The sequence below is a fragment of the Robertkochia flava genome (assembly GCF_020166515.1).
Lineage (GTDB): Bacteria > Bacteroidota > Bacteroidia > Flavobacteriales > Flavobacteriaceae > Robertkochia > Robertkochia flava.
The window spans coordinates 224,852-244,673 of record NZ_JAINZT010000006.1; the positions used below are offsets into that span (position 1 = coordinate 224,852).

Genomic DNA, 19,822 nt, shown 5'->3' on the forward strand with positions numbered 1-19,822 from the left:
ATTACCTGATTTTTAAGCCTTTATGATCTTCACGTTACAACAGTGTAAAGGCCTGGTAAATAAGTTTAAATTACCTTAATCCGCATTAATTTTTGATTATTGGCTTTTACGTCTATTTTTGTTCAAAAACCAACTTAATGGCAGGAAATTCCTTTGGCAATCTATTTAAAGTAAGCACTTTTGGAGAATCACATGGTGAGGCCCTGGGAGGTGTTGTTGATGGTTGCCCTGCAGGCATCACACTGGATACAGCTAAGATCCAGGCTGAATTGGAAAGGCGCAGACCGGGCCAATCGGCTATCGTTACCCAGCGAAAAGAACCGGATCACCTAAGGATCTTATCCGGGGTGTTCGAAGGAAAAACTACCGGGACCCCGATCGGATTCATCATTGAAAACACCAACCAGCGTTCCGGAGACTATTCCCATATCAAAGATCAATACCGTCCATCACATGCCGATAAGGTATACGATGAAAAATATGGATTTCGTGACTACAGGGGAGGAGGTAGAAGTTCTGCCAGAGAAACCGCCAGCAGAGTAGTGGCTGGTGCCATTGCAAAACAATTTCTGGAGGGCGTGAATATTCAGGCCTATGTCTCTTCGGTTGGCCCGCTCCATCTTAACGTGCCATATGCCGAACTTGACCTCCCCGCAGCCGAAAAAAACCCGGTTCGATGTCCGGACGCCACCATGGCTGCAGAGATGGAAGCATATATCCGCGAGATCAGAAAAGCGGGAGACACCGTGGGAGGCGTGATCACTTGCGTGGTTCAGGGATTACCTGCAGGACTGGGAGAACCTGCCTTTGATAAATTGCATGCCGACCTGGGAAAAGCAATGCTTTCCATCAATGCCGTGAAAGGTTTTGAATACGGGAGTGGATTTGAGGGAGCTGCCATGAAAGGTAGTGAGCACAATGACCTCTATAACCCTGACGGCACTACCAAAACCAATTTCTCAGGAGGCATTCAGGGCGGTATCAGTAACGGGATGGACATCTATTTTCGGGTGGCCTTTAAGCCGGTGGCAACGATCATGCAAAAGCAGGAAACTATCGACAGTGCGGGCAACCCGGTGGAAATGCAGGGGAAAGGAAGGCATGACCCTTGTGTTGTGCCCAGGGCCGTGCCTATTGTCGAGGCCATGGCGGCCTTGGTTCTTGCAGACCATATGTTAATAAAACGAAGTAATAAGAAATAACCCAAAATCACGTACATGAAAAAACTTGCGCTGCATTGGCAAATTATAATAGGTTTAATTCTGGGGATCATCTGGGCGCTTCTTTCCAGTAAATTCGGGTGGAGTGAATTTACCCTGAACTGGATCGCACCCTTCGGGACCATTTTTATCAACCTGCTTAAGCTCATAGCCGTACCCCTGGTATTGTTCTCTATCATAAACGGGGTAGCCAATATTGGTGATCCTTCAAGTTTGGGAAGAATGGGAGGGAAGACCCTGCTGGCCTACCTGTTAACGACCATCCTTTCGGTTACCGTGGGACTTACCCTGGTGAACCTGATGAAACCCGGGAAGCTCATAGATGAACAAAGCCGAATCGATAACAGGATAAGTTATGAATTATGGGCATCGTCCCAGGGCCTGCAGATTAAAGACGGGGTAAATTACCTTAAGGATCCGGAATACTTTCAAAGAGCCCAGGAAATCTCTGAGGTAACCAAATCAGAATTACAGGATGCCACGGTAAATGAGAAGATGCAAACCGCCAACAAGGCTAAAGAGGCGGGCCCTTTACAACCTTTGGTGGATATAGTTCCGCAGAATATCTTTTTATCCCTGGGGGATAATGGCCTGATGCTTCAGGTGATATTCTTTGCACTGTTCTTTGGAGTGAGCTTGCTGTTTATTCCAAGAGATAAGGCCCAACCGGTGATGAGTTTCATCGATGGAGTTATGGAGGTATTTCTGAAGATGGTAGACCTGGTAATGCGGGCTGCTCCGTTCTTTGTTTTTGCATTGCTGGCAGGCGTGGTTGGCCAAATGGCAGGCGATGATATCAATAAGGTAACAGAGATCTTTAAAGGGTTGAGCTGGTATTCGCTTGCGGTATTCCTGGGGCTGGTGCTCATGATCTTCGTGATCTATCCCCTCATTATTAAAACTTTTACAAAAGGAATCTCTTATATCGGATTCTTTAAAGCCATGAGTCCTGCCCAGACACTTGCCTTTTCAACCTCCAGCAGTGCAGCAACACTTCCCGTTACCATGGAGTGCGTTGAAGATAATCTTGGGGTAGACAAAAAGATCACAAGTTTCGTGCTGCCTATCGGAGCAACCGTGAACATGGACGGCACCTGTTTGTACCAGGCAGTGGCAGTGGTTTTTCTGGCTCAGTTGCATATGATCGACCTCACCCTGGGACAGCAGTTAACCATCGTTTTAACGGCAACCCTGGCTTCAATCGGCTCTGCAGCGGTACCAAGTGCCGGATTGGTGATGCTGATCATCGTGTTGCAATCGGTAGGGTTGAATCCTGCATGGATCGCCATCATCTTACCTGTAGACCGAATCCTGGATATGTGCCGTACGGTGGTAAACGTAACAGGAGACGCTACCGTATCATCCCTGATAGCAAAAAGTGAGGGAATGTTGAATTATCCAGGGAAAAATCTGAGGAAAGGATATTAAAAATCCTGTATTGATATAGATTGAAAACGCCCTTTACCAGGGGCGTTTTTTTATGGATCAAATTTTCGTCATTAAAGAAAATAGACCATCTGATTTTTCACATACAAAAATCGCACTTACACAACATTTATTTGAAACCAAAGCAGGATGTGGCTATTTTTAAATTTAAGATAAAACAGGAATTATTTTACAGCCCCAAAATATGAGCCTTCAAATCTTACCTGAATCCTGCTTAAAAAAGCTTTTGGACCAAAAAGACCGAAAGCTTTTTTATCATTTTTAACAGTGTTGTGTAACCCCCAAACCGAAAAGAAATTGATTTTGAGCACTACAGATAAAACATACCGGGCCAATATCTTTAAACTGTTCGAATACTGTTTGAACGACAGAGAGAACCTGGAAGAATTGTTAAAGCTTTTGCATGAACGTGTGGAAGAATTTTTGGCTTCGGCCAGAATGTACCTGAAAGCAAAAGACCGTTTTTCCATTGCGAGGGTAAGTCATCGCTTAAGGAACAGTTTATTAATGATCGAAGCCAAGGGATTGCTGGACTTTCTGGATATTATTGAACACGAATGTCAGCAATTGGATTCTATTGTATTTCTGGAGAAACTCCTCGAGGACTTTGAAGCGGAATACAAGCTGGTAGATGCCGATATTCAACAACAAATGAAAAGACTCTATGCCTGATAAGAAACTGATATTAATAGCTGAGGAAGATAAAATGCAGGCTACTTTACTGGCCTTTCGTTTGCGCCGCAATGGTTACCGGGTGGAACAGGTTAGCCATGGAGAAGCAGCCTTAAAATTTCTCAAAAATTACAATCCCGACATGATCATTTGTGGAATAGAAATGCCGGGGCTCCATACATTTGATTTTCTGAAACTCATTCGCAAAAAATACACCAGAGATCTTCCGGTGGTGATTCTTACCCATGAATCAGAGAACCGGCTTCATTCCAAATTGTTTGAGGCAGGAGCAACCGAATGTATCACCAAACCTGTAGATCCTTCCCTCTTCCTCGATATGGTAGAGGTGGAAATGGGAAGTTATCAGTAAACCCGCGGATACAAGAGCGTTCCATTTAGCGCAGTTGTAATTGGTCAACGAATCCAATTTCAAACATCGGACTGATTTACAGGGGCATATAAGACCGTAAGACCCTTAAAGATCATTTGTTTACAACGGGTTATAATGCCTACACAACATAAAGTTTCAAGATTCCTCTTTAGAGCATACTTTTATAATGCTCTTGAAGGTGAACCCTAAATAGGCCTTCGGGAACTTGACCAAAATATCACCTGCAAAATTTGCCTGAGCTTAACCTAATTATGCGGGATAAAATTTAAAGTTACAGACTGGAAGGTTCCGGTTAATATGGAGTCCTTTCATCTAAAAGTCAGTTTTTTCGGGTTTTCATTAAAACCGATTGGTTGTTTTCATTGTCGGCCTTTTGTCTTTTAATCCAGTGATACCTACGCAGGATTAAAAGTCAGAAGGCCGGCTTCATTTCACAATACTTTAAGATTTCTTTATCAGGGAAAATTCGTATCTTTTTTAAGAAAAAAATGCTATTTAAATGAATAAAATGCAAACCCTATTTAATCATAAGAGTATTTATCTGCTTTTCTTTCTGTTTCTTACCGGAGCCGTTGCCCAAAACACTCCCGAAACTGCCGTGAGCCAGGATTCGACCTCAGTTAAGGAATTCAAAGGAAATGTAATCGGTTCAGATACTGAGGAACCCCTTGTATTTGCCACCCTTACCGTGGAAGGCACCAACATAAGTACCATTACCAATGCAGAAGGCGACTTCTCTCTTAAGGTACCTGTGGCATTGGCGGAGGGATACATTAATGTTTCCTTCCTGGGATATCAATCAAAACAGATAAGTTTAAACCGCTTTACCCGTAATGGTAATACCATTGCACTTACCCCTGCTGCGATTGCCCTGGAGGAGGTTAGTGTGAGCAGTCCAAAAAATGCACTCAACCTGGTTCAGAGCATGCTCAGTAAAAGGGGGGACAACTATATTTCCCAACCGGTCAAAATGACTGCTTTTTACAGGGAAACCATTAAAAAGCGCAGAAGAGACGCCTCCTTATCGGAAGCTGTGGTGCAAATCTATAAGCAGCCCAATAAAAGTTCCAGAAACGATATCGTTACGCTTTATAAATCCCGAAAAAACACGGATTATGATCGCCTGGATACGGTGTCGGTGAAACTACAAGGGGGACCATTTACCCCTCTATTTCTGGATCTGATGAAATATCCGGAGAATATTTTCACCGATGATATGATTGAAGCCTACATTTTTACTTTGGAGCAACCCACCCAGGTAAATGGAAATACGGTTTATGTGGTCAACTTCAGACAGCATGAAAACATCGTTAATCCGCTTTATTACGGAAAACTCTACATAGACACCGACACGCATGCCCTGGTTAGTGCGGTGTTCAATCTCAATGTGGAAAACAGGGACATGGCCAGCGATCTACTGGTTCGTAAGAAACCGCCACGTACTTCTGTATATCCTACCAATGCGGCATACCGGGTAGATTACAGGATCAAAAATGGCAAATGGTACTACGGATACAGTAACGTACAACTGGCCGTGGTTGTCGATAAAAAGGGAAAATTGTTCAATTCAAAATATTACCTGAGCAGTGAAATGGCTATTACCGATTGGGAACCCTTTGACAGTGATGTGCGCATTCCAGGGAAGGAGCGGCTGCGTCCTACGGTTATTATATCGGATGAGGCGTCAGGGTTCTCAGACCCTGATTTCTGGGGGCCGTTTAATGTGATAGAACCAGAGAAGTCCATTGAATCTGCTATCGAGAAAATCCAGCGGCAGTTGGAGAAAGACGATAATTCCAAATGATCTGCTATTTTTGACATATTTAACAGGTAAGATTCCTTGGATCTTACCTTTTGGCACTATTTTAGCTGTAACAGAGGAGAAGAACTATTTGTAAACCGAAACAATGAAACACATTCTTTCCTACATATTCATCTTTGGTGTTCTGTGTATTTCAGGAACAGGGATTGCTCTGGCCCAGGAATTACCTGCTAATCCTGTGAAGATCGAGGGAATTAATGTGAAGAAGGAAAAGAACGATAATTCCCTTAATCTCCTCAATCTTCCTAAAACCAATACCTCTTCCTTATCCGATCTTAAGGAAAATAAGAATTTCATGGTCAAGGAGGAATTTATGGATCCCGGAGAGCAGTATAAACGCAAAACCAATAAGCCGGAAGGGGAGAACCAGATGGGGGCTACCAGCAACCAGTTTCTTGGGGATTTCAGAAGTAACGGGAAGTTTGTGAAAATTGTTTGCCGGGATCATCAATATGTTGACGGAGACCGGGTACGAATTCTCATGAATGATCGTGTTGTGCAACCCAATGTCTTACTGGACGCCTCTTATAAGGGTATTTATGTTGACCTGGAAACCGGTTTCAATAAAATAGATTTTCTTGCTTTAAACCAGGGTAGTTCCGGGCCAAATACTGCTGCTCTTGCCGTTTTCGATGACCAGGGCAACCTGATTTCTGTTAAAGAGTGGAACCTCGCAACAGGGGTTAAAGCAACCATGATCATAGTAAAAGATCACTGATCCTTTATTCTACGGCCCGATCGTATTCCCCATATTTCAGCAATGTTATACCTCCTTGTTTTAATGGAGTCTTCCTGTTTTTCTTTATTCAAATTCGGAATACATCCTGCGTAATTAACTGTAAATGTGTAAATTGCATATTGAAGAAGGATATGTATTTCAGTTAAATATGTAGATATGACCACCGAAGCAAATAACCCAACCGACAAAAAATCAGAAGAATTTGGAAAACGCGTCCTGTCCGCAGTTCCCCACATTTATCCTTATTTAAAACACCGCCTGTATATTGCTGAGAGTTCGGGTATCATTCCCAGGAATATGTACAAGGCAAATGGATTGCTCGACGATGCCATTCTGGACCTGTATGAGGAGTCAGACCAACTGGAGGACGATATGAAACTAAAGCTCCGCTTATTCGCTCTGGTAGAAAAAAGGCTTGATGAACTTTATGAAAAGGAGTCTTTTCATAAGGACACCATGAGTACCAGTGGCATTCTTCGGAAGGAATTAAAAACGCTGGAGGAAAACTTCTTTATGGATGCAGATGAAGATATGGTGATGAGCGAAGACCTTGATGATATCTCCTACCATCAGCACGACCATGACAAAACTGTAGTGTTATATGACGATGCCCAGAAGAACATTATTCAGACCCTGGAATTAACGGATGCGACGCGAAACCTGGATAAGGACGAACGTATTATACTTAATAAGATCTATACCTGGCTTCCTCGAAAAACGTCCAATATCCTGGACCTGTTTGTGTTTGGGAAAATGTCGGTGGATGAAATCGCAGAGATCAAAGCGGTAAACCGAGAGGAGATTCAACAGCTCATGCTGGCAGTTCGAAAAAGCTTCAGAAAAAATCTTGGATAAAAAAAAGAGGAGCTTTAAAGGCTCCTCTTTTCGTGTTAACATATAATAATCTGCTTGACTTAGTTCGATGCCATAAGGGCGAAGAACTTGTTCATGTTTGGAAGAATTACGATACGGGTTCTTCTGTTCTTGGCTTGCCCTTCTTTAGATTCATTATCTGCAACCGGGTGAAAGCTTGCACGGCCAGAAGCGATCAGCTTTTCAGGAGCAACTCCGAAATCATTCTGAAGTTTTCTTACAACAGAAGAGGCTCTAAGCACACTCAGGTCCCAGTTATCTCTCAATTGCTCAGTGCGCACAGGTCTGTCATCTGTATGTCCTTCAACCATCACCTCAATGCTAGGCTCAGAGTTAATAACGTCGGCCAATCTCTTAAGGATGTCGTCTGCACGATTACTTACCCTGTAACTGGCTGTATTAAATAATAATTTATCTGAGATCGAAATCATCACAACCGTTTCGTCAATGCTTACAGCAATATCCTCATCCTCATTAATATCACTGTTGTCCATATGCTGCTTCAGGTTATATGAAATGGCTACATTCATAGAATCCTTAAGCGTTTTGGCATTGGCTAATTCTGCCGGATCTACCTTTTTAAGAGTCTCATTCATTGCAGCTTTCGCATCGTTCGAAATTACAGCAACGTCATCTACATTTACCAGTCTTGCGTTATTCTCCTCTGTAAGAGAATTGATTTTCGAATTGTATTCGTCTACACGCTTTTCGATCTGAGCAAATTTTGCCTCAAGCTCTTCTTTCTCAACCGTAGTTTTGGTTAATTCACTTTTGATCTGACCATTTTCTTCCTGAAGCGCTACATATTTCTTTTTGGAAACACACGAAGTTAATAGCGCTATGGCTAATACTGTAATTGAAATTTTCTTCATAATGATTGTTTGAAATTTGATATATCTACGTAGAATTTGACCAAATAGATCTTTTAAATATGAAACTTTTATCATAGAAGCAGGTTTAAAACCCTACAAAATCTTTGTGAACAACTGGTTTACAGAATAATGTGACCTCTATATTTTAGAAAATTTTTCCGAAAAAAATCAGGGTTATTTTAGACCATAGGCAGGGAATCTCGATAAAATGAATCTTATTAAGCTGATTTATGAACATAAAAAATGCTTGTAAACAGGAATTGGGCGGAAAAAACCTGCAATTCAAAGGAGCTTGCCCCAATAAACATAATATTTAACTTAAATTTCTGTTTTACAGCTTTTTACAGCACAAATGAAAATGAAAGGTGAAAAATAATCTCTTTATAATTACAATATCCCTGTTGTTCCTGTATTCCTGCAGTAAGGAAGATCCAAACGCTGAAAATGAAGTCCCGACCATACCAATTCTTTTGAGTCCTGCAAATAACAGCCTTGTTGACGGAGTTAATGTTACATTTAGCTGGGAAGGGTCTTCGGATCCGGAAGGGGAGGAGATCAGTTACAATCTTCAACTTTCGGATGAGGCGGATTTTACTCATATCATCTTTAGTGATGAGCTTAATGAAAATGGATATACCACTGAACTAACCAAAGGGAAATATTACTACTGGAGGGTTCGGGCAAAGGACGCCTCAAATAATACAAGTGAATTCTCTCCAAGACAAAATTTTGTGGTTCGCGATGAATTAACTTCAAATTATGCTCCTTTTGCACCCGAAAAACGGTTCCCGGATCTGGACGAAGCAATAGATATTGACCAGGCAAAATTAGGTTGGACGTGCTTTGACGTAGATGATACGGATCTGGAATACAATATATATCTGGGTACTGAATACGGGAATTTACCCTTATACGTCGAAGGAATTAATACTACCGAAGTTACCCTTAACCTGGATGACGGCTCCGTGTTTTACTGGCAGGTGGAAGTCACCGATCCCAGTGGGCAAACCGCTATTAGCCCGATTTGGTGGTTTAAATCATCCTGAAAATTCATAAAATATTCTTAACCTCTGTGTTTTATTGATATATCAATTATATTTGTTCTTACGCTATAAAACAACACGAATATGACGATGCCCTTAAAAACAGTATTTTATAACATAGAAAGGGCGATTAAAGAATACCGAAAGTTCTCCCAGCGTAACCTTAACAAGGTGCAAAAGGAAATAACTGTAGATCAGGCCTTAATACTTAATGTGTTAAACGACCAGCCGGAACGGTCCCAAAAGGAACTTGCAGACCTATTGTATAAGGACAATGCCGCTATGACCAGAATGGTTGAAGGTATGGTTAGGAAAGGGTTACTGACAAAAGATGAAGATCCCTCAGATCGCAGAAAGGCAAGGCTAACCGTTACCTCAAAAGGCGATGCAGTTTTGAAGTCGATAACCCCCGTTATTCTGAATAACAGGGAAGTAGCCCTTAAAGGGATAACCGACGAAGAAATAGGTTTGCTGGTTCAGTTATTGCAGAAAATAGTACGCAATATTATCCAACCTTAATTACGGAACCAGCAGTTCCCCCAAGCCTGAAAAGATCCTTCTATTATCATTGAAGGGTCTTTTTTTATGGCATCAGGTTTAATCACAGTGGGTGGAAATCATGGTTTCGGAAATTCGTTCTTTCTGACTCACCGTTTTAATACATTGCCCGGTTCGGCTGTGATACCAGGTTCTGTAAGTGGTTCCTCCCTGTTTGTACCTTCTTTCTTCCTCGAAGCCTCTTTTTATTAATTCGTCATAAGCACGTAATGCCCCCCAGCCTTCGAGGTCCTTGAATTCAATATATGAAGAACCGGAGTTTCCGCTCCAATGATCACCTTTTCTTCGGGTCTCCAATCCCCGATCGTATCCGTCTGCATACGCATCTTTTTGGGAAAAGTCCCTGTAATAACTATTGTGAAAACTTCGGTTTCTTAACCCGTCATTAAAACCTCTGTCATAGGCAATGGATACGGAGTTATACCCGTTGCGTTCGTCATAGCTTTCATAAGACGAAGACCGGGTATAGGAATAGGGTTGGGTGCCAAAGGTGCTGTTTCCGCAATCATTATCCGGTGTATTCACCACCGAGAGAATCCGGCCTTCACTGATATGTACGGTTACACATTTTTTAAGTGCGTCGGTCCACCAGTACTGATACGCGTCACTGCCGTATTTTTCCGTTTTAACCAAACTGTAGCCCTGATCTTTCATAGAATTATCGATGAGCGTAGACCGAGCGTCAACGAGATAATCAAATTCCCTTGCATGAGCCTGGGCTTTTACATCTGTATGGATAAGAAAATAAAGGGGAAGTAGGAGTAGAAGGGAAACTAATCGCATTGCTGGTGTAATTTACTGATATAAAGAGAGTTATAAATTTAACGAAATTCTTTTAGCTGGTGTTAAAGCTTATGTTTAAATGATATTGAAATCCGATTTTCGGTGCATTCGGTGCAGGAGGTAAACTATACTTTTCAATGAGCTTCCAGGTTTTGTGTGCTATCGCAAACAGCTGTTAATCAATATTTTAGTAACTTTAAACAAATAACCATAAAAACCAATTTCATGAAAATTTCAAAAAACATCCAATGCCTCCTGGTTACAGGCATGTGCTTCGTATTTACTTTACCCATATTAGCCCAGGATATGTCAGAAAACTCCATAGCGGTTGACCCCATGAAAATATCAGCGGAGATGACTACCTTTGATTGTCCGCCATTTATTCCTGAAGGATGTACTATTACAGTTTTGCAGGGAGATCACACCAAAGGAAATTTTGACATCCTTTTCAAAATACCTGCTAATTTCGATGTGCCTAAGCACTGGCATACATCTCCGGAACGTATGGTGCTCTTAAGTGGTACATTAGAGGTAACTTATGATGGAGAAGCGACCCAGGTTCTAAAAACGGGCGATTATGCCTATGGACCGGCCAAAAAACCACATACTGCCAGATGCGGGGATGACGGTCCATGTACACTTTTTATTGCATTCGAAAATCCGTTGGATGCACATCCCGTTGAGGAATAGAAATGGGAATATCCACACGCAATAAACCAGGCTTTAACGTCTGGTTTTTATTTTTTTCTATTATTTGAATATCGCTTTGTGTAATCTTAAACTTATACAGGCATATACCCCAGCTTTCAACACTACATTCCTTTTTTGCTCTATAATTTATATTATGTCAAATAGAAAATATTAAGGGAATGTCACCACCCACCCATATGAATAATGTAATTTTGGACCATGATCCAAAAACAGCATCCTTCTCAACTGGAATTTATCGCTCTGATGGCCTCTCTCATGTCTATTGTGGCCCTTGCTATAGACGCTTTACTTCCGGCACTCGACCTTATAGGATTTGAAATAGGAATTACCAATAATGCCAACACCCAGTTACTTATAACCATGATCTTTCTGGGTTTAGGGATCGGTCCCCTGATTTTCGGACCTGTCTCTGACAGCCTTGGACGTAAACCAATTGTATTTATAGGATTCTTTGTTTTCCTGATTGGCAGTATAATTTGTGTTAATGCCCATACGCTGGCTGTTATGATCGCCGGACGAATTCTGCAAGGTATCGGATTATCTGCACCCAGAACCATTAGTATTGCCATGGTCAGGGATTTGTACCGGGGGGATTATATGGCCAGGATCATGAGTTTTATTACAGTCGTGTTTTTACTGGTACCTATAATAGCCCCAGCCTTCGGTAAATTTATTTTGGATCTCTATCATTGGCAGGCTATATTTTATGTCCAATTGATATTCAGTATCCTGGTAGGTCTCTGGTTTTGGAAACGACAGCCTGAAACCTTAAAAGAAGAATACCGCACCCCGCTCTCCTTTTCGCTATTCACAAGGGGTACATCGGAATTATTAAAATACCCAAGGACCCTGGGTTTCACATTGATCTCCGGATTTATTACCGGATCTTTTCTGGTATACCTTAGCGCGTCTCAGCACATATTTGAAGCCCAATACGGAATGAAGGAGGAATTTCCATACATCTTCGCCGGATTGGCCATATCGGTTGGACTGGCTACATTTATGAATGGAAAACTGGTGGTGAAACTTGGGATGGAGCGATTGGTCTCAGCGGCTTTAGTGGCCTATTTTCTGTGCTCAGCAATTTATTTGGTCTTATTTTTTGGAAGCCCGAATCCTCCGATTTCAATTTTGCTCGGATTTTTTGCCCTTCAGTTTTTTGCTGTCGGTTTTTTATTCGGTAATCTTCGGGCTCTTGCCATGGAACCCGTTGGCCATATTGCAGGAATTGCTGCAGCCATAACCGGCCTGATCTCCACCTTAATGGCTGTACCCATAAGCACATTTATCGGAAGGTTTGTTTCAGGGACAAGGGTTTATCCACTTTTTGTAGGATTCACCTTATGTTCGCTTTTTTCCATCCTGATCCTTTTGTATCTGAAAAGAAAGCAACTAAGCCTTTACAGATTACGGTTCAAACGCTAGTTACTGCTTCCCTCCTTCCAATACTAACCCTACAATAAATTCATCATTGCAAATCCTCGACTCAGATAAATAACTGACCTTCAGTTCGTTAAATATCTTGTAGAGTGTTCATAATTTATTTACCTTTCTGAATATGATTTAAATCATGTTTCTTCAGGTACATAGACCCTATCTTAGAAATATAAGATGGTTTAAAAGCTGAATCCTATTGTTTAACCCATAAAAGTAAACATTATGCAAATAAATTTTGAGTACGATGCCGTGAGCGCCAGCAGCAGATTGGAAGAAATGGTCAGTAAAAAGATCAATAAACTGGTTGACAAATATGACTTTATTGTTCGGGCTGACGTTTTTTTCAAAACTGAAAATACATCTTCCCCCGAAACCGGAAAGATCTGCAACATTCAGTTAAGCGCTCCCGGACCACGGCTTTTTGCACAGGCTAATACCAAAAGTTATGAGATGTCTATTGCTGAAGCAACAGAAGAACTTGCTAATCAATTGCGTAAGCGTAAGGAAAAAATGAAAGCGCACCACTAAGAGGTGCAGATCAACCTAAAATAAAAAAGGGGCCTGAGCGCCCCTTTTCCATTTTTAAGGAATTTTCCAACTTAAAATACTTCATCGAGCATTGCCTTAAGTGCTTCCCAGGACTTTCTGTCGGCTTCCTCGTTGTATGCCAGTGGTAAATCAAATGTTTTTCCAAGAGAATCCGCCGCTTTGGAAGTAAAGGCATGCATTGCATCTTCATAGGCTATATATTCATAAGTAACTCCTGTACTGTCCATTGCGCTCGTAAATTTTGCCACATCCTCTGCAGACACCATGGGGTCTGCCGCTCCGTTACAAACCAATACTCTGGCCTTAAGATCATCATTAGGGGGCACTGGTAAATTTATACCACTGTGAAAGGCCGCTACTGCATCCAGGTCGGCTCCTGTATTGGCCATGGTAAGGGCCACAGAGCCTCCAAAGCAATACCCTATTGCAGCGATCTTTTCGGGATCTACATGTTCATTTTGCTTTAAAAGTTCCAGGGCGGCATTAAACCTGGCCTCTGCTTCGTCCATATTACTCATTACCATGTTGGCAAATTTTCCGGCTTCATCGGGATGTTCGGCCTGCTTTCCTTCTCCGTACATGTCTATAGCGAAAGCTACATACCCGAGCTCTGCCAGCATATCTGCTCTTTCTCTCGTGTAATCATTGTGTCCCCACCATTCGTGGATGACCAGAATTCCAGGTGCCTTTTCTGTGGCATTCTCATTCCAGGCCATGTATCCTTTCATCATGGTGGAATCAGACTGATAGGTTATTTCCTTTCCCCTGATATCGATCTCCACGATTTCTTCAGTGGTCGAATCCTCCACTTCCGATGTGGTGGATTTCTCTTCCTGTTTACACGATATCATTCCTGTTAAAAGCAATAAAATGCATGCCGTATATGTTTTCATGTTTTAAATTTTAAATTAAAAAATAAGGTTCGCAATTTGCGAACCTTAAGATACGAATTATATAGCAGCTGTTAATTTCCCTGTTTGGCTTCCTCGATCATTTCTTCAGAAGCTACAATACCAAGCTCTACCCTTCTGTTCTTTACACGTCCCTCTTCTGTGTTGTTGTCGTATTTAGGCTGGGTTTCTCCATACCATTTTGTGGCTAACCGGCTGGAATCAACTCCTTTTCCAATAAGGTAATTGGTAACGGTTTCCGCCCTCTTTTTGGATAGTGTCATATTATAATCATCCTTTCCGGAGCTATCGGTATGCCCCTCTACCAGGATATTGGTGTCGTCATATTCCACAAACACCTCCGCCATCTTATCCAGGGTCGATTTCCCTTCGGGGGTTAACTCGGCTTTGTTAATTTGAAACTGCACCCCACTATTCTCATCAAAGGTCACATTGATACCTTCCCCTATCCGGGTCACTTCAGCCCCCGGAACCGCTTCTGAAATGGCCTCTGCCTGCCGGTCCATCTTGTTTCCGATACGGTTACCTACCGCCCCGCCAACTGCGGCCCCGATGATGGCTCCCACCACCGAATTATTCCCGTCTCCGACATTATTACCAATGATACCCCCGATAAGGGCTCCGGAAGAGGCTCCAACGGCAGTTCCTCTTTGGGTGCTGTTTGAATTTTTGATCGCATCACAGCCTGTAACCAATGTTAGCATAAGACTTAAAGCCACGAAATTTTGACATATCTTTTTCATAATAATTTATTGCATTATTTTATTGAATTCATAAACGAGGTCCACATTGCCGTCCCCTGCACTTTCCGTGCTGGATAAGACCATGGACGATTCTGAAATGCTTTGGATATTGAAAACATATCCCGCTCCGCCGTAGAGGTCATTTTTCTTTTCATCAGTGAATTTAAAAGTGAAGGTACTGGGATTCCCGTTGGCATCATTCTGAATGGACCAACGGATGTAACGGATTCCGGGATTACACTCGTCCCCGCTCAGGGTATACGTCCCGGTACTGTTATTGGACCTGAAGAACCATTCACTACCCTCATAGCATTTGGCATTGGCATCATCGAAAAGGGTCGATTTATAATATCCTTCCCCATCGTAGGTCACCCCTTTTAGTTCCCAGGTGCCATCCAGGTTACTTCTTAAAGATTTGTTTTCTTTTCCAAGGCTGGAACTTCCGCCACAGGATATCAGTAAAACAGATATAAACAGGGCGAAAATTGCATTTACACTTTTTTTCATAACTATCAGATTATCAGTTACATAAAAGTAGTGCATCTCTATATTTTCACCAAACTTTCATCAAAATTGAAGTGTATTGCCTGTTAATAATCCAAAAGCCCCTGTAAAGCTTCCCGCAGACGGGTTCCTGGCAGGTAGTTCTGTTCCAGACTTTTAGCGAAGGGCACGGGGGTATCCAGGCTCCCCACCCGTATTACTGGTGCGTCCAGATATTGGAAACACGCTTCCTGGATCATCGCTGCAAGTTCGGCTCCGAACCCCATAAATGAAGTGTCTTCATGTACTACCAAAACCTTACCTGTACGTTTTACCCATTCAAAAATGGTAACCTTATCCAGAGGCTGCAGGGTACGCAGATCTATTAATGCCACATCTGCGACTCCCATCGCCTCCATGGCTTCAATAGCCCAGTGCACACCCGCTCCGTAGGAAATCACTACTGCTCGTGTTCCTTCCCTTAAAACTGCGGCCTTACCAAGTTCCAGGGTATAGTAATTCTTTGGCACCTCCTGCTTCAGCGTTCTGTAAAGGGCTTTGTGCTCAAAGAAGAGTACCGGGTTGGGATCTTCAATCGAAGCTGTAAGCAAACCTTTGGCATCTGCTGGAAATGCAGGATATACTACTTTCAGTCCCGGTGTCTTTAAAAACCAGGCCTCATTGGTTTGCGAATGAAAGGGTCCGGCTCCAACTCCGGCTCCACAAGGCATCCGAACCACGACGTCTGCAGATTGCCCCCATCGGTAATGAACCTTTGCCAAATAATTTACGATGGGATTAAATCCGGTAGATACAAAGTCGGCGAATTGCATCTCTACCACCGATTTTTTATTCTTAATGGATAATCCCATTGCTGCAGAAACCACAATGGATTCACATATTGGCGTATTCCGCACCCGGTCTTTACCAAACAGATCCACAAAGCCTTCCGTTATTTTAAATACCCCACCGTACTCTGCGATGTCCTGCCCCATAATTACAAGGTCGGGATGTTGTTCCATTGCCTGTTTCAGGCCTTCAGAAATGGCGTCAACAAATCGCAGTTCGGTAGTTTCACCTCCGGGTTTTAAGGTGTTTGGGCTCTCGATAGCAGGAGCATAAACATCAAGGAGTTCCTCAGCGGTGTCAGCCTCTACAGGGGCTTCGGAAAAAGCTGTTTTCAAAGCCTGGTCAATTTCAGACTTCAACGTTGAGATATATTGGGTTTCCGTTTCTTCATCTAGGATGCCTTCCTCCACTAAAAACTGTCTGTAATTGCTTATGGGATCCTTTTCTTCCCACGCTTTGATCAGTTCCTCAGGCACATAGGCAACACCACTTGCTTCTTCATGACCACGTCTTCTGAAGGTTTTAAATTCCACCAATACCGGCCGGGGATTTTCCCTGATATCTGCGGCGATGTTCCGGAGCTTCTGATATACCTCCAGAATATTATTCCCTTCCACAATATAAGATTCCATGCCATATCCACTGGCCCGATCGGCCAGGTGCTCACAGCGATACTGTTCGTTTACCGGTGTGGACAAGCCATAACCGTTATTTTCAATACAGAAAATCACGGGTAAATCCCAGACTGAAGCCAGGTTCAGCGCTTCGTGAAAATCTCCTTCGCTGGTCGCGCCCTCGCCGGTGAAAACGGCTACCGCTTCTTTTTGACTGTTGAGTTTTGCCGCCAGGGCAATTCCATCAGCAACTCCAAGTTGAGGCCCCAGATGAGAGATCATTCCTACGATCCGGTGAGGGTTATCACCGAAGTGAAAACTCCGGTCGCGCCCCCTGGTATATCCCGATAACTTGCCTTGCCATTGAGCAAAGAGGCGTTCCAGCGGAATTCCCCTTGTAGTAAACACCCCCAGGTTCCTGTGCATAGGCAGAATGTACTCTTCTCTGTTCATGGCCATGGTTACCCCAACGGAAATAGCTTCCTGTCCGATTCCGCTGAACCATTTGGATATTTTACCCTGCCTTAAAAGAATGAGCATCTTTTCTTCTATCAGTCGGGATTTGAGCATGTTTCTGTAGAGCTCAAGCTGGATGTTCTCAGAAAGGCTTCTGTTATCGTAAGTAAACGTGGTAGTATTTGGAGTGGTAGACATAAGTAAATTTCTATTAGATCAAATTTAGAAAAAAGGACTATGGTTTTACATGGGAGCCCTAAATTTCTTACGTTGGGCACCGTTAAAAAAGTTTTTTATTTGTGTAACTTTGCCAGACACGTCAAGTTTAAAATACTGAATAACAATGGATAGGATACCTAGTGTGGATCTAAGGGAATTTCTTTCAGAGGATCCGAATATAAAGCAGAAATTCATTAATGAAATTGGCAAAGCTTACGAAGAAATAGGTTTCGTGGCTTTGAAAGGGCATTTTCTACCTGATGACCTGGTGGATGACCTGTACAGCCAGGTTCAAAAGTTCTTCGCCCTTCCTGAAGATGTAAAGAAGAAATACGAGATCGAGGGACTTGGCGGACAACGCGGATACACTTCCTTCGGGAAGGAACACGCAAAGGGACGTAAGGCTGGAGACCTTAAGGAATTCTGGCATTTCGGACAGTATGTAGAGGATGATCCGGTCCTGGAAAAAGAATACCCACCTAACGTGATCGTAGAAGAAGTACCGGCTTTTAATGAAGTAGGAAAAAAGGCATATAAGGCTTTGGAAAAAACTGCCCGTTACGTTTTAAGAGCACTTGCCCTGCATATCGGCCTGGAAGAAACCTATTTTGATCAATACATTAAGAATGGAAATTCGATTTTAAGACCTATCCACTACCCTCCTATCACAGAAGAACCAAAGGATGCCGTTCGTGCAGCAGCCCACGGGGACATTAACCTGATCACGCTCTTAATGGGTGCCCAGGGACGTGGATTGCAGGTACAGAACCACAAAGGAGAGTGGATTGATGCCATAGCACAGCCTGACGAGCTGATGATTAATGTTGGAGATATGTTGTCAAGGCATACCAACAACAAACTCAAGTCTACCATTCACAGGGTAATTAACCCGCCTAAAGAATTGTGGGGCAGTTCCCGGTATTCCATTCCCTTTTTCATGCATCCGGTAAGTGATATGCCGCTTAATGTACTGGAAAAATGTGTGGATGCCGATCATCCCAAACAGTTCGATGATATCACCGCGGGAGACTTTCTCCATGAAAGGCTAATCGATCTCGGACTCATCAAAAAATAACATCAACCGGTTGTAAAGAGTATTATGGATTTACAGGATCAACTTAAAAATCTATTCCCGGATCATGAATTTCAGGAAGAAACCCGGGAACAGGATCAAAATAAGGACGGTATATGGCTTCAGGACGATCCGCTTTTGTGTAAATACGAAAAAAGAAAAGGGAAGCCAATAACAATCATCGAGGGCTATACCGGTGCAGACAGCGATTTTAAGAAGCTGGCCAAGGAAATCAAGACAACATTGAGCGTTGGTGGAAGTTTCAAAAATGATCAAATCATCGTGCAGGGAGATTACCGGGATAAAATAATGGGCATCCTTAAAGAAAAAGGCTTCAAAGTAAAAAGAGTTGGAGGGTAAAAAAGTTTGAAGTGGTATTTCTAAAAGTTATTTCCTATTTTTATAGGAACCTAACTAACTAGAAATGACTACTCCACTACACATCACCAATGGGGATTCTCTTACGAATGCCCTGCAAAAACTCGACTTGAAGGGAGACATTGTTACATGGCGTGAAATGCTGTGTGAAGGAAAAACTACTATTGATGTCGGCAGCGAATCCTTCTGGCGCCAGCGCTACGAATTCCTGCATTCCCGTTACCAGGTATCGAAGAAGAAATTTATCGACCTTACTTTAAAAGAGTATCGCAACCTTTGTAATCACAAGAAACAACAAGAGATCGTCCTATGGTTTGAGGACGATCTTTTTTGTCAGGTAAATATGCTGGGGGTGCTCAGCTGGTTACTTAAGCACCGCAGGGATGCTGATATTTTCCTGGTAAAACTCAGTAAAAAGAATAAAAAAGGACAATTTATCCCGTTGAGTGAGCTCAGCAATAGTGAATTAAAAAAATGTTACACGAAAAAGGAACTCCTGAGCAGAGACGATATTGAATACGCAGATTTTATGTGGCAATTGTATTGTGAAAAGAATCCGCTCCGATTATTGAATGCCACCCACCAAGAAAGAGAGGCTTTTCCTTTTCTCAATCCTGCTATTCATGCCCACTGCAAGCGTTTCCCTACGGTGAAAAACGGTCTTAATTTCCTTGAGAACCGCATGATACAACTGGCCGCAGAAGACACTTATGCTTCGCGGGAACAGCTTATAGGATCTATCTTAATCGATCAGGAAAACTACGGATATGGAGATCTCCAGTACGACCGAATGGCCAAAAGATTACGACCGCTGTTTAAATCTATGACTCCGGTTAAGATCAGTGCACAGGGGCATTTGGTTCTGGAAGGCGAATCGAATTTCTATCCCATACTCCGAAATGATTCTGATTACCTGGGGGGAGCACCTAAATACTCATTCCTCTACTATGAAGAAGCGAGACAACTTTTAAAACTCTGATT

At 42.6% G+C, this 19,822-nt stretch carries 21 protein-coding genes; 15 read left to right on the forward strand and 6 right to left on the reverse strand.

What is annotated here, in order from left to right; translation table 11 throughout:
- The first annotated feature begins 137 nt into the window (after nt 1-137).
- The 7 genes from aroC to K7R11_RS10090 all read left to right on the forward strand — a co-directional run bounded on the left by aroC (nt 138) and on the right by K7R11_RS10090 (nt 7,145).
- Entirely contained in the window at nt 138-1,202 is a 1,065-nt protein-coding gene (gene aroC, locus K7R11_RS10060; RefSeq protein WP_224490420.1) for a chorismate synthase, read from the forward strand.
- Nucleotides 1,203-1,217: 15 nt separating this feature from the next.
- Nucleotides 1,218-2,648: a dicarboxylate/amino acid:cation symporter gene (locus K7R11_RS10065; protein WP_224490421.1), complete on the forward strand. Its 1,431-nt coding sequence runs from the start codon at nt 1,218-1,220 to the stop codon at nt 2,646-2,648.
- A 321-nt stretch (nt 2,649-2,969) separates the two neighbouring features.
- A complete protein-coding gene (locus K7R11_RS10070; RefSeq protein WP_224490422.1) occupies nt 2,970-3,338 on the forward strand; it encodes a histidine kinase in 369 nt (122 codons plus the stop codon).
- The gene (locus tag K7R11_RS10075; RefSeq protein ID WP_224490423.1) at nt 3,331-3,708 is read left to right on the forward strand and encodes a response regulator; all 378 of its coding nucleotides are present in this window, start codon (nt 3,331-3,333) and stop codon (nt 3,706-3,708) included. Before K7R11_RS10070 ends, K7R11_RS10075 begins: the two co-directional genes overlap by 8 nt.
- A gap of 529 nt (nt 3,709-4,237) precedes the next feature.
- Complete coding sequence (locus tag K7R11_RS10080) at nt 4,238-5,533, forward strand: carboxypeptidase-like regulatory domain-containing protein (protein WP_224490424.1); 1,296 nt, start codon at nt 4,238-4,240, stop codon at nt 5,531-5,533.
- Nucleotides 5,534-5,636: 103 nt separating this feature from the next.
- Nucleotides 5,637-6,269 carry a hypothetical protein gene (locus K7R11_RS10085; RefSeq protein WP_224490425.1) on the forward strand — a complete coding sequence of 211 codons (633 nt, stop codon included), beginning with the start codon at nt 5,637-5,639 and terminating at the stop codon, nt 6,267-6,269.
- 177 nt (nt 6,270-6,446) lie between these two features.
- Nucleotides 6,447-7,145: a hypothetical protein gene (locus K7R11_RS10090; protein WP_224490426.1), complete on the forward strand. Its 699-nt coding sequence runs from the start codon at nt 6,447-6,449 to the stop codon at nt 7,143-7,145.
- Nucleotides 7,146-7,204: 59 nt separating this feature from the next.
- On the opposite strand, the gene K7R11_RS10095 is transcribed toward K7R11_RS10090, so the two are convergent.
- Complete coding sequence (locus K7R11_RS10095; RefSeq protein WP_224490427.1) at nt 7,205-8,035, reverse strand: OmpA/MotB family protein; 831 nt, start codon at nt 8,033-8,035, stop codon at nt 7,205-7,207.
- A 365-nt stretch (nt 8,036-8,400) separates the two neighbouring features.
- Here K7R11_RS10095 and K7R11_RS10100 point away from each other — a divergent pair, with 365 nt between their 5' ends.
- Together K7R11_RS10100 and K7R11_RS10105 are read left to right on the forward strand one after the other, a co-directional pair.
- Nucleotides 8,401-9,081 carry a fibronectin type III domain-containing protein gene (locus K7R11_RS10100; RefSeq protein ID WP_224490428.1) on the forward strand — a complete coding sequence of 227 codons (681 nt, stop codon included), beginning with the start codon at nt 8,401-8,403 and terminating at the stop codon, nt 9,079-9,081.
- Nucleotides 9,082-9,162: 81 nt separating this feature from the next.
- Nucleotides 9,163-9,597, forward strand: a complete 435-nt coding sequence (locus tag K7R11_RS10105) for a MarR family winged helix-turn-helix transcriptional regulator (RefSeq protein WP_224490429.1) — start codon at nt 9,163-9,165, stop codon at nt 9,595-9,597.
- A 78-nt stretch (nt 9,598-9,675) separates the two neighbouring features.
- Here the strand turns inward: K7R11_RS10105 and K7R11_RS10110 are convergent, their stop codons facing one another.
- Entirely contained in the window at nt 9,676-10,419 is a 744-nt protein-coding gene (locus K7R11_RS10110) for a hypothetical protein (protein ID WP_224490430.1), read from the reverse strand.
- Between the two features lie 225 nt (nt 10,420-10,644).
- Between K7R11_RS10110 and K7R11_RS10115 the strand changes: the two genes are divergently transcribed.
- From K7R11_RS10115 to hpf, 3 genes are all read left to right on the forward strand, one after another.
- The gene (locus K7R11_RS10115; protein WP_224490431.1) at nt 10,645-11,109 is read left to right on the forward strand and encodes a cupin domain-containing protein; all 465 of its coding nucleotides are present in this window, start codon (nt 10,645-10,647) and stop codon (nt 11,107-11,109) included.
- Nucleotides 11,110-11,328: 219 nt separating this feature from the next.
- Nucleotides 11,329-12,555, forward strand: a complete 1,227-nt coding sequence (locus K7R11_RS10120) for a multidrug effflux MFS transporter (RefSeq protein WP_224490432.1) — start codon at nt 11,329-11,331, stop codon at nt 12,553-12,555.
- Nucleotides 12,556-12,789: 234 nt separating this feature from the next.
- Nucleotides 12,790-13,095 (forward strand): ribosome hibernation-promoting factor, HPF/YfiA family, encoded by a 306-nt coding sequence (hpf, locus tag K7R11_RS10125; RefSeq protein WP_224490433.1) that lies wholly within the window; start codon nt 12,790-12,792, stop codon nt 13,093-13,095.
- Nucleotides 13,096-13,166: 71 nt separating this feature from the next.
- On the opposite strand, the gene K7R11_RS10130 is transcribed toward hpf, so the two are convergent.
- The 4 genes from K7R11_RS10130 to K7R11_RS10145 all read right to left on the reverse strand — a co-directional run bounded on the left by K7R11_RS10130 (nt 13,167) and on the right by K7R11_RS10145 (nt 17,370).
- Nucleotides 13,167-14,009 (reverse strand): dienelactone hydrolase family protein, encoded by an 843-nt coding sequence (locus K7R11_RS10130; RefSeq protein ID WP_224490434.1) that lies wholly within the window; start codon nt 14,007-14,009, stop codon nt 13,167-13,169.
- Between the two features lie 71 nt (nt 14,010-14,080).
- Nucleotides 14,081-14,770, reverse strand: coding sequence for an OmpA family protein (locus K7R11_RS10135; protein WP_224490435.1), 690 nt, complete (start codon nt 14,768-14,770; stop codon nt 14,081-14,083).
- Nucleotides 14,771-14,776: 6 nt separating this feature from the next.
- Complete coding sequence (locus tag K7R11_RS10140; protein WP_224490436.1) at nt 14,777-15,277, reverse strand: lipocalin family protein; 501 nt, start codon at nt 15,275-15,277, stop codon at nt 14,777-14,779.
- 83 nt (nt 15,278-15,360) lie between these two features.
- Complete coding sequence (locus K7R11_RS10145) at nt 15,361-17,370, reverse strand: alpha-ketoacid dehydrogenase subunit alpha/beta (protein ID WP_224490437.1); 2,010 nt, start codon at nt 17,368-17,370, stop codon at nt 15,361-15,363.
- 145 nt (nt 17,371-17,515) lie between these two features.
- On the opposite strand from K7R11_RS10145, the gene K7R11_RS10150 reads away from it, so the two are divergent.
- The 3 genes from K7R11_RS10150 to K7R11_RS10160 all read left to right on the forward strand — a co-directional run bounded on the left by K7R11_RS10150 (nt 17,516) and on the right by K7R11_RS10160 (nt 19,820).
- Nucleotides 17,516-18,466 (forward strand): isopenicillin N synthase family dioxygenase, encoded by a 951-nt coding sequence (locus tag K7R11_RS10150; RefSeq protein WP_224490438.1) that lies wholly within the window; start codon nt 17,516-17,518, stop codon nt 18,464-18,466.
- Between the two features lie 24 nt (nt 18,467-18,490).
- A complete protein-coding gene (locus tag K7R11_RS10155) occupies nt 18,491-18,823 on the forward strand; it encodes a translation initiation factor (protein ID WP_224490440.1) in 333 nt (110 codons plus the stop codon).
- Nucleotides 18,824-18,887: 64 nt separating this feature from the next.
- Entirely contained in the window at nt 18,888-19,820 is a 933-nt protein-coding gene (locus K7R11_RS10160) for a DUF1835 domain-containing protein (RefSeq protein WP_224490442.1), read from the forward strand.
- Nucleotides 19,821-19,822: the final 2 nt, after the last annotated feature.

Excerpts from the sequence above, each read along its gene's own strand:
- aroC (WP_224490420.1), top strand. The coding sequence starts at position 138 with ATGGCAGGAAATTCCTTTGGCAATCTATTTAAAGTAAGCACTTTTGGA.
- K7R11_RS10065 (WP_224490421.1), top strand. The coding sequence starts at position 1,218 with ATGAAAAAACTTGCGCTGCATTGGCAAATTATAATAGGTTTAATTCTG.
- K7R11_RS10075 (WP_224490423.1), top strand. The coding sequence starts at position 3,331 with ATGCCTGATAAGAAACTGATATTAATAGCTGAGGAAGATAAAATGCAG.
- K7R11_RS10080 (WP_224490424.1), top strand. The coding sequence starts at position 4,238 with ATGCAAACCCTATTTAATCATAAGAGTATTTATCTGCTTTTCTTTCTG.
- K7R11_RS10085 (WP_224490425.1), top strand. The coding sequence starts at position 5,637 with ATGAAACACATTCTTTCCTACATATTCATCTTTGGTGTTCTGTGTATT.
- K7R11_RS10090 (WP_224490426.1), top strand. The coding sequence starts at position 6,447 with ATGACCACCGAAGCAAATAACCCAACCGACAAAAAATCAGAAGAATTT.
- K7R11_RS10095 (WP_224490427.1), bottom strand. The coding sequence starts at position 8,035 with ATGAAGAAAATTTCAATTACAGTATTAGCCATAGCGCTATTAACTTCG.
- K7R11_RS10105 (WP_224490429.1), top strand. The coding sequence starts at position 9,163 with ATGACGATGCCCTTAAAAACAGTATTTTATAACATAGAAAGGGCGATT.
- K7R11_RS10110 (WP_224490430.1), bottom strand. The coding sequence starts at position 10,419 with ATGCGATTAGTTTCCCTTCTACTCCTACTTCCCCTTTATTTTCTTATC.
- K7R11_RS10115 (WP_224490431.1), top strand. The coding sequence starts at position 10,645 with ATGAAAATTTCAAAAAACATCCAATGCCTCCTGGTTACAGGCATGTGC.
- K7R11_RS10120 (WP_224490432.1), top strand. The coding sequence starts at position 11,329 with ATGATCCAAAAACAGCATCCTTCTCAACTGGAATTTATCGCTCTGATG.
- hpf (WP_224490433.1), top strand. The coding sequence starts at position 12,790 with ATGCAAATAAATTTTGAGTACGATGCCGTGAGCGCCAGCAGCAGATTG.
- K7R11_RS10130 (WP_224490434.1), bottom strand. The coding sequence starts at position 14,009 with ATGAAAACATATACGGCATGCATTTTATTGCTTTTAACAGGAATGATA.
- K7R11_RS10135 (WP_224490435.1), bottom strand. The coding sequence starts at position 14,770 with ATGAAAAAGATATGTCAAAATTTCGTGGCTTTAAGTCTTATGCTAACA.
- K7R11_RS10140 (WP_224490436.1), bottom strand. The coding sequence starts at position 15,277 with ATGAAAAAAAGTGTAAATGCAATTTTCGCCCTGTTTATATCTGTTTTA.
- K7R11_RS10145 (WP_224490437.1), bottom strand. The coding sequence starts at position 17,370 with ATGTCTACCACTCCAAATACTACCACGTTTACTTACGATAACAGAAGC.
- K7R11_RS10150 (WP_224490438.1), top strand. The coding sequence starts at position 17,516 with ATGGATAGGATACCTAGTGTGGATCTAAGGGAATTTCTTTCAGAGGAT.
- K7R11_RS10155 (WP_224490440.1), top strand. The coding sequence starts at position 18,491 with ATGGATTTACAGGATCAACTTAAAAATCTATTCCCGGATCATGAATTT.
- K7R11_RS10160 (WP_224490442.1), top strand. The coding sequence starts at position 18,888 with ATGACTACTCCACTACACATCACCAATGGGGATTCTCTTACGAATGCC.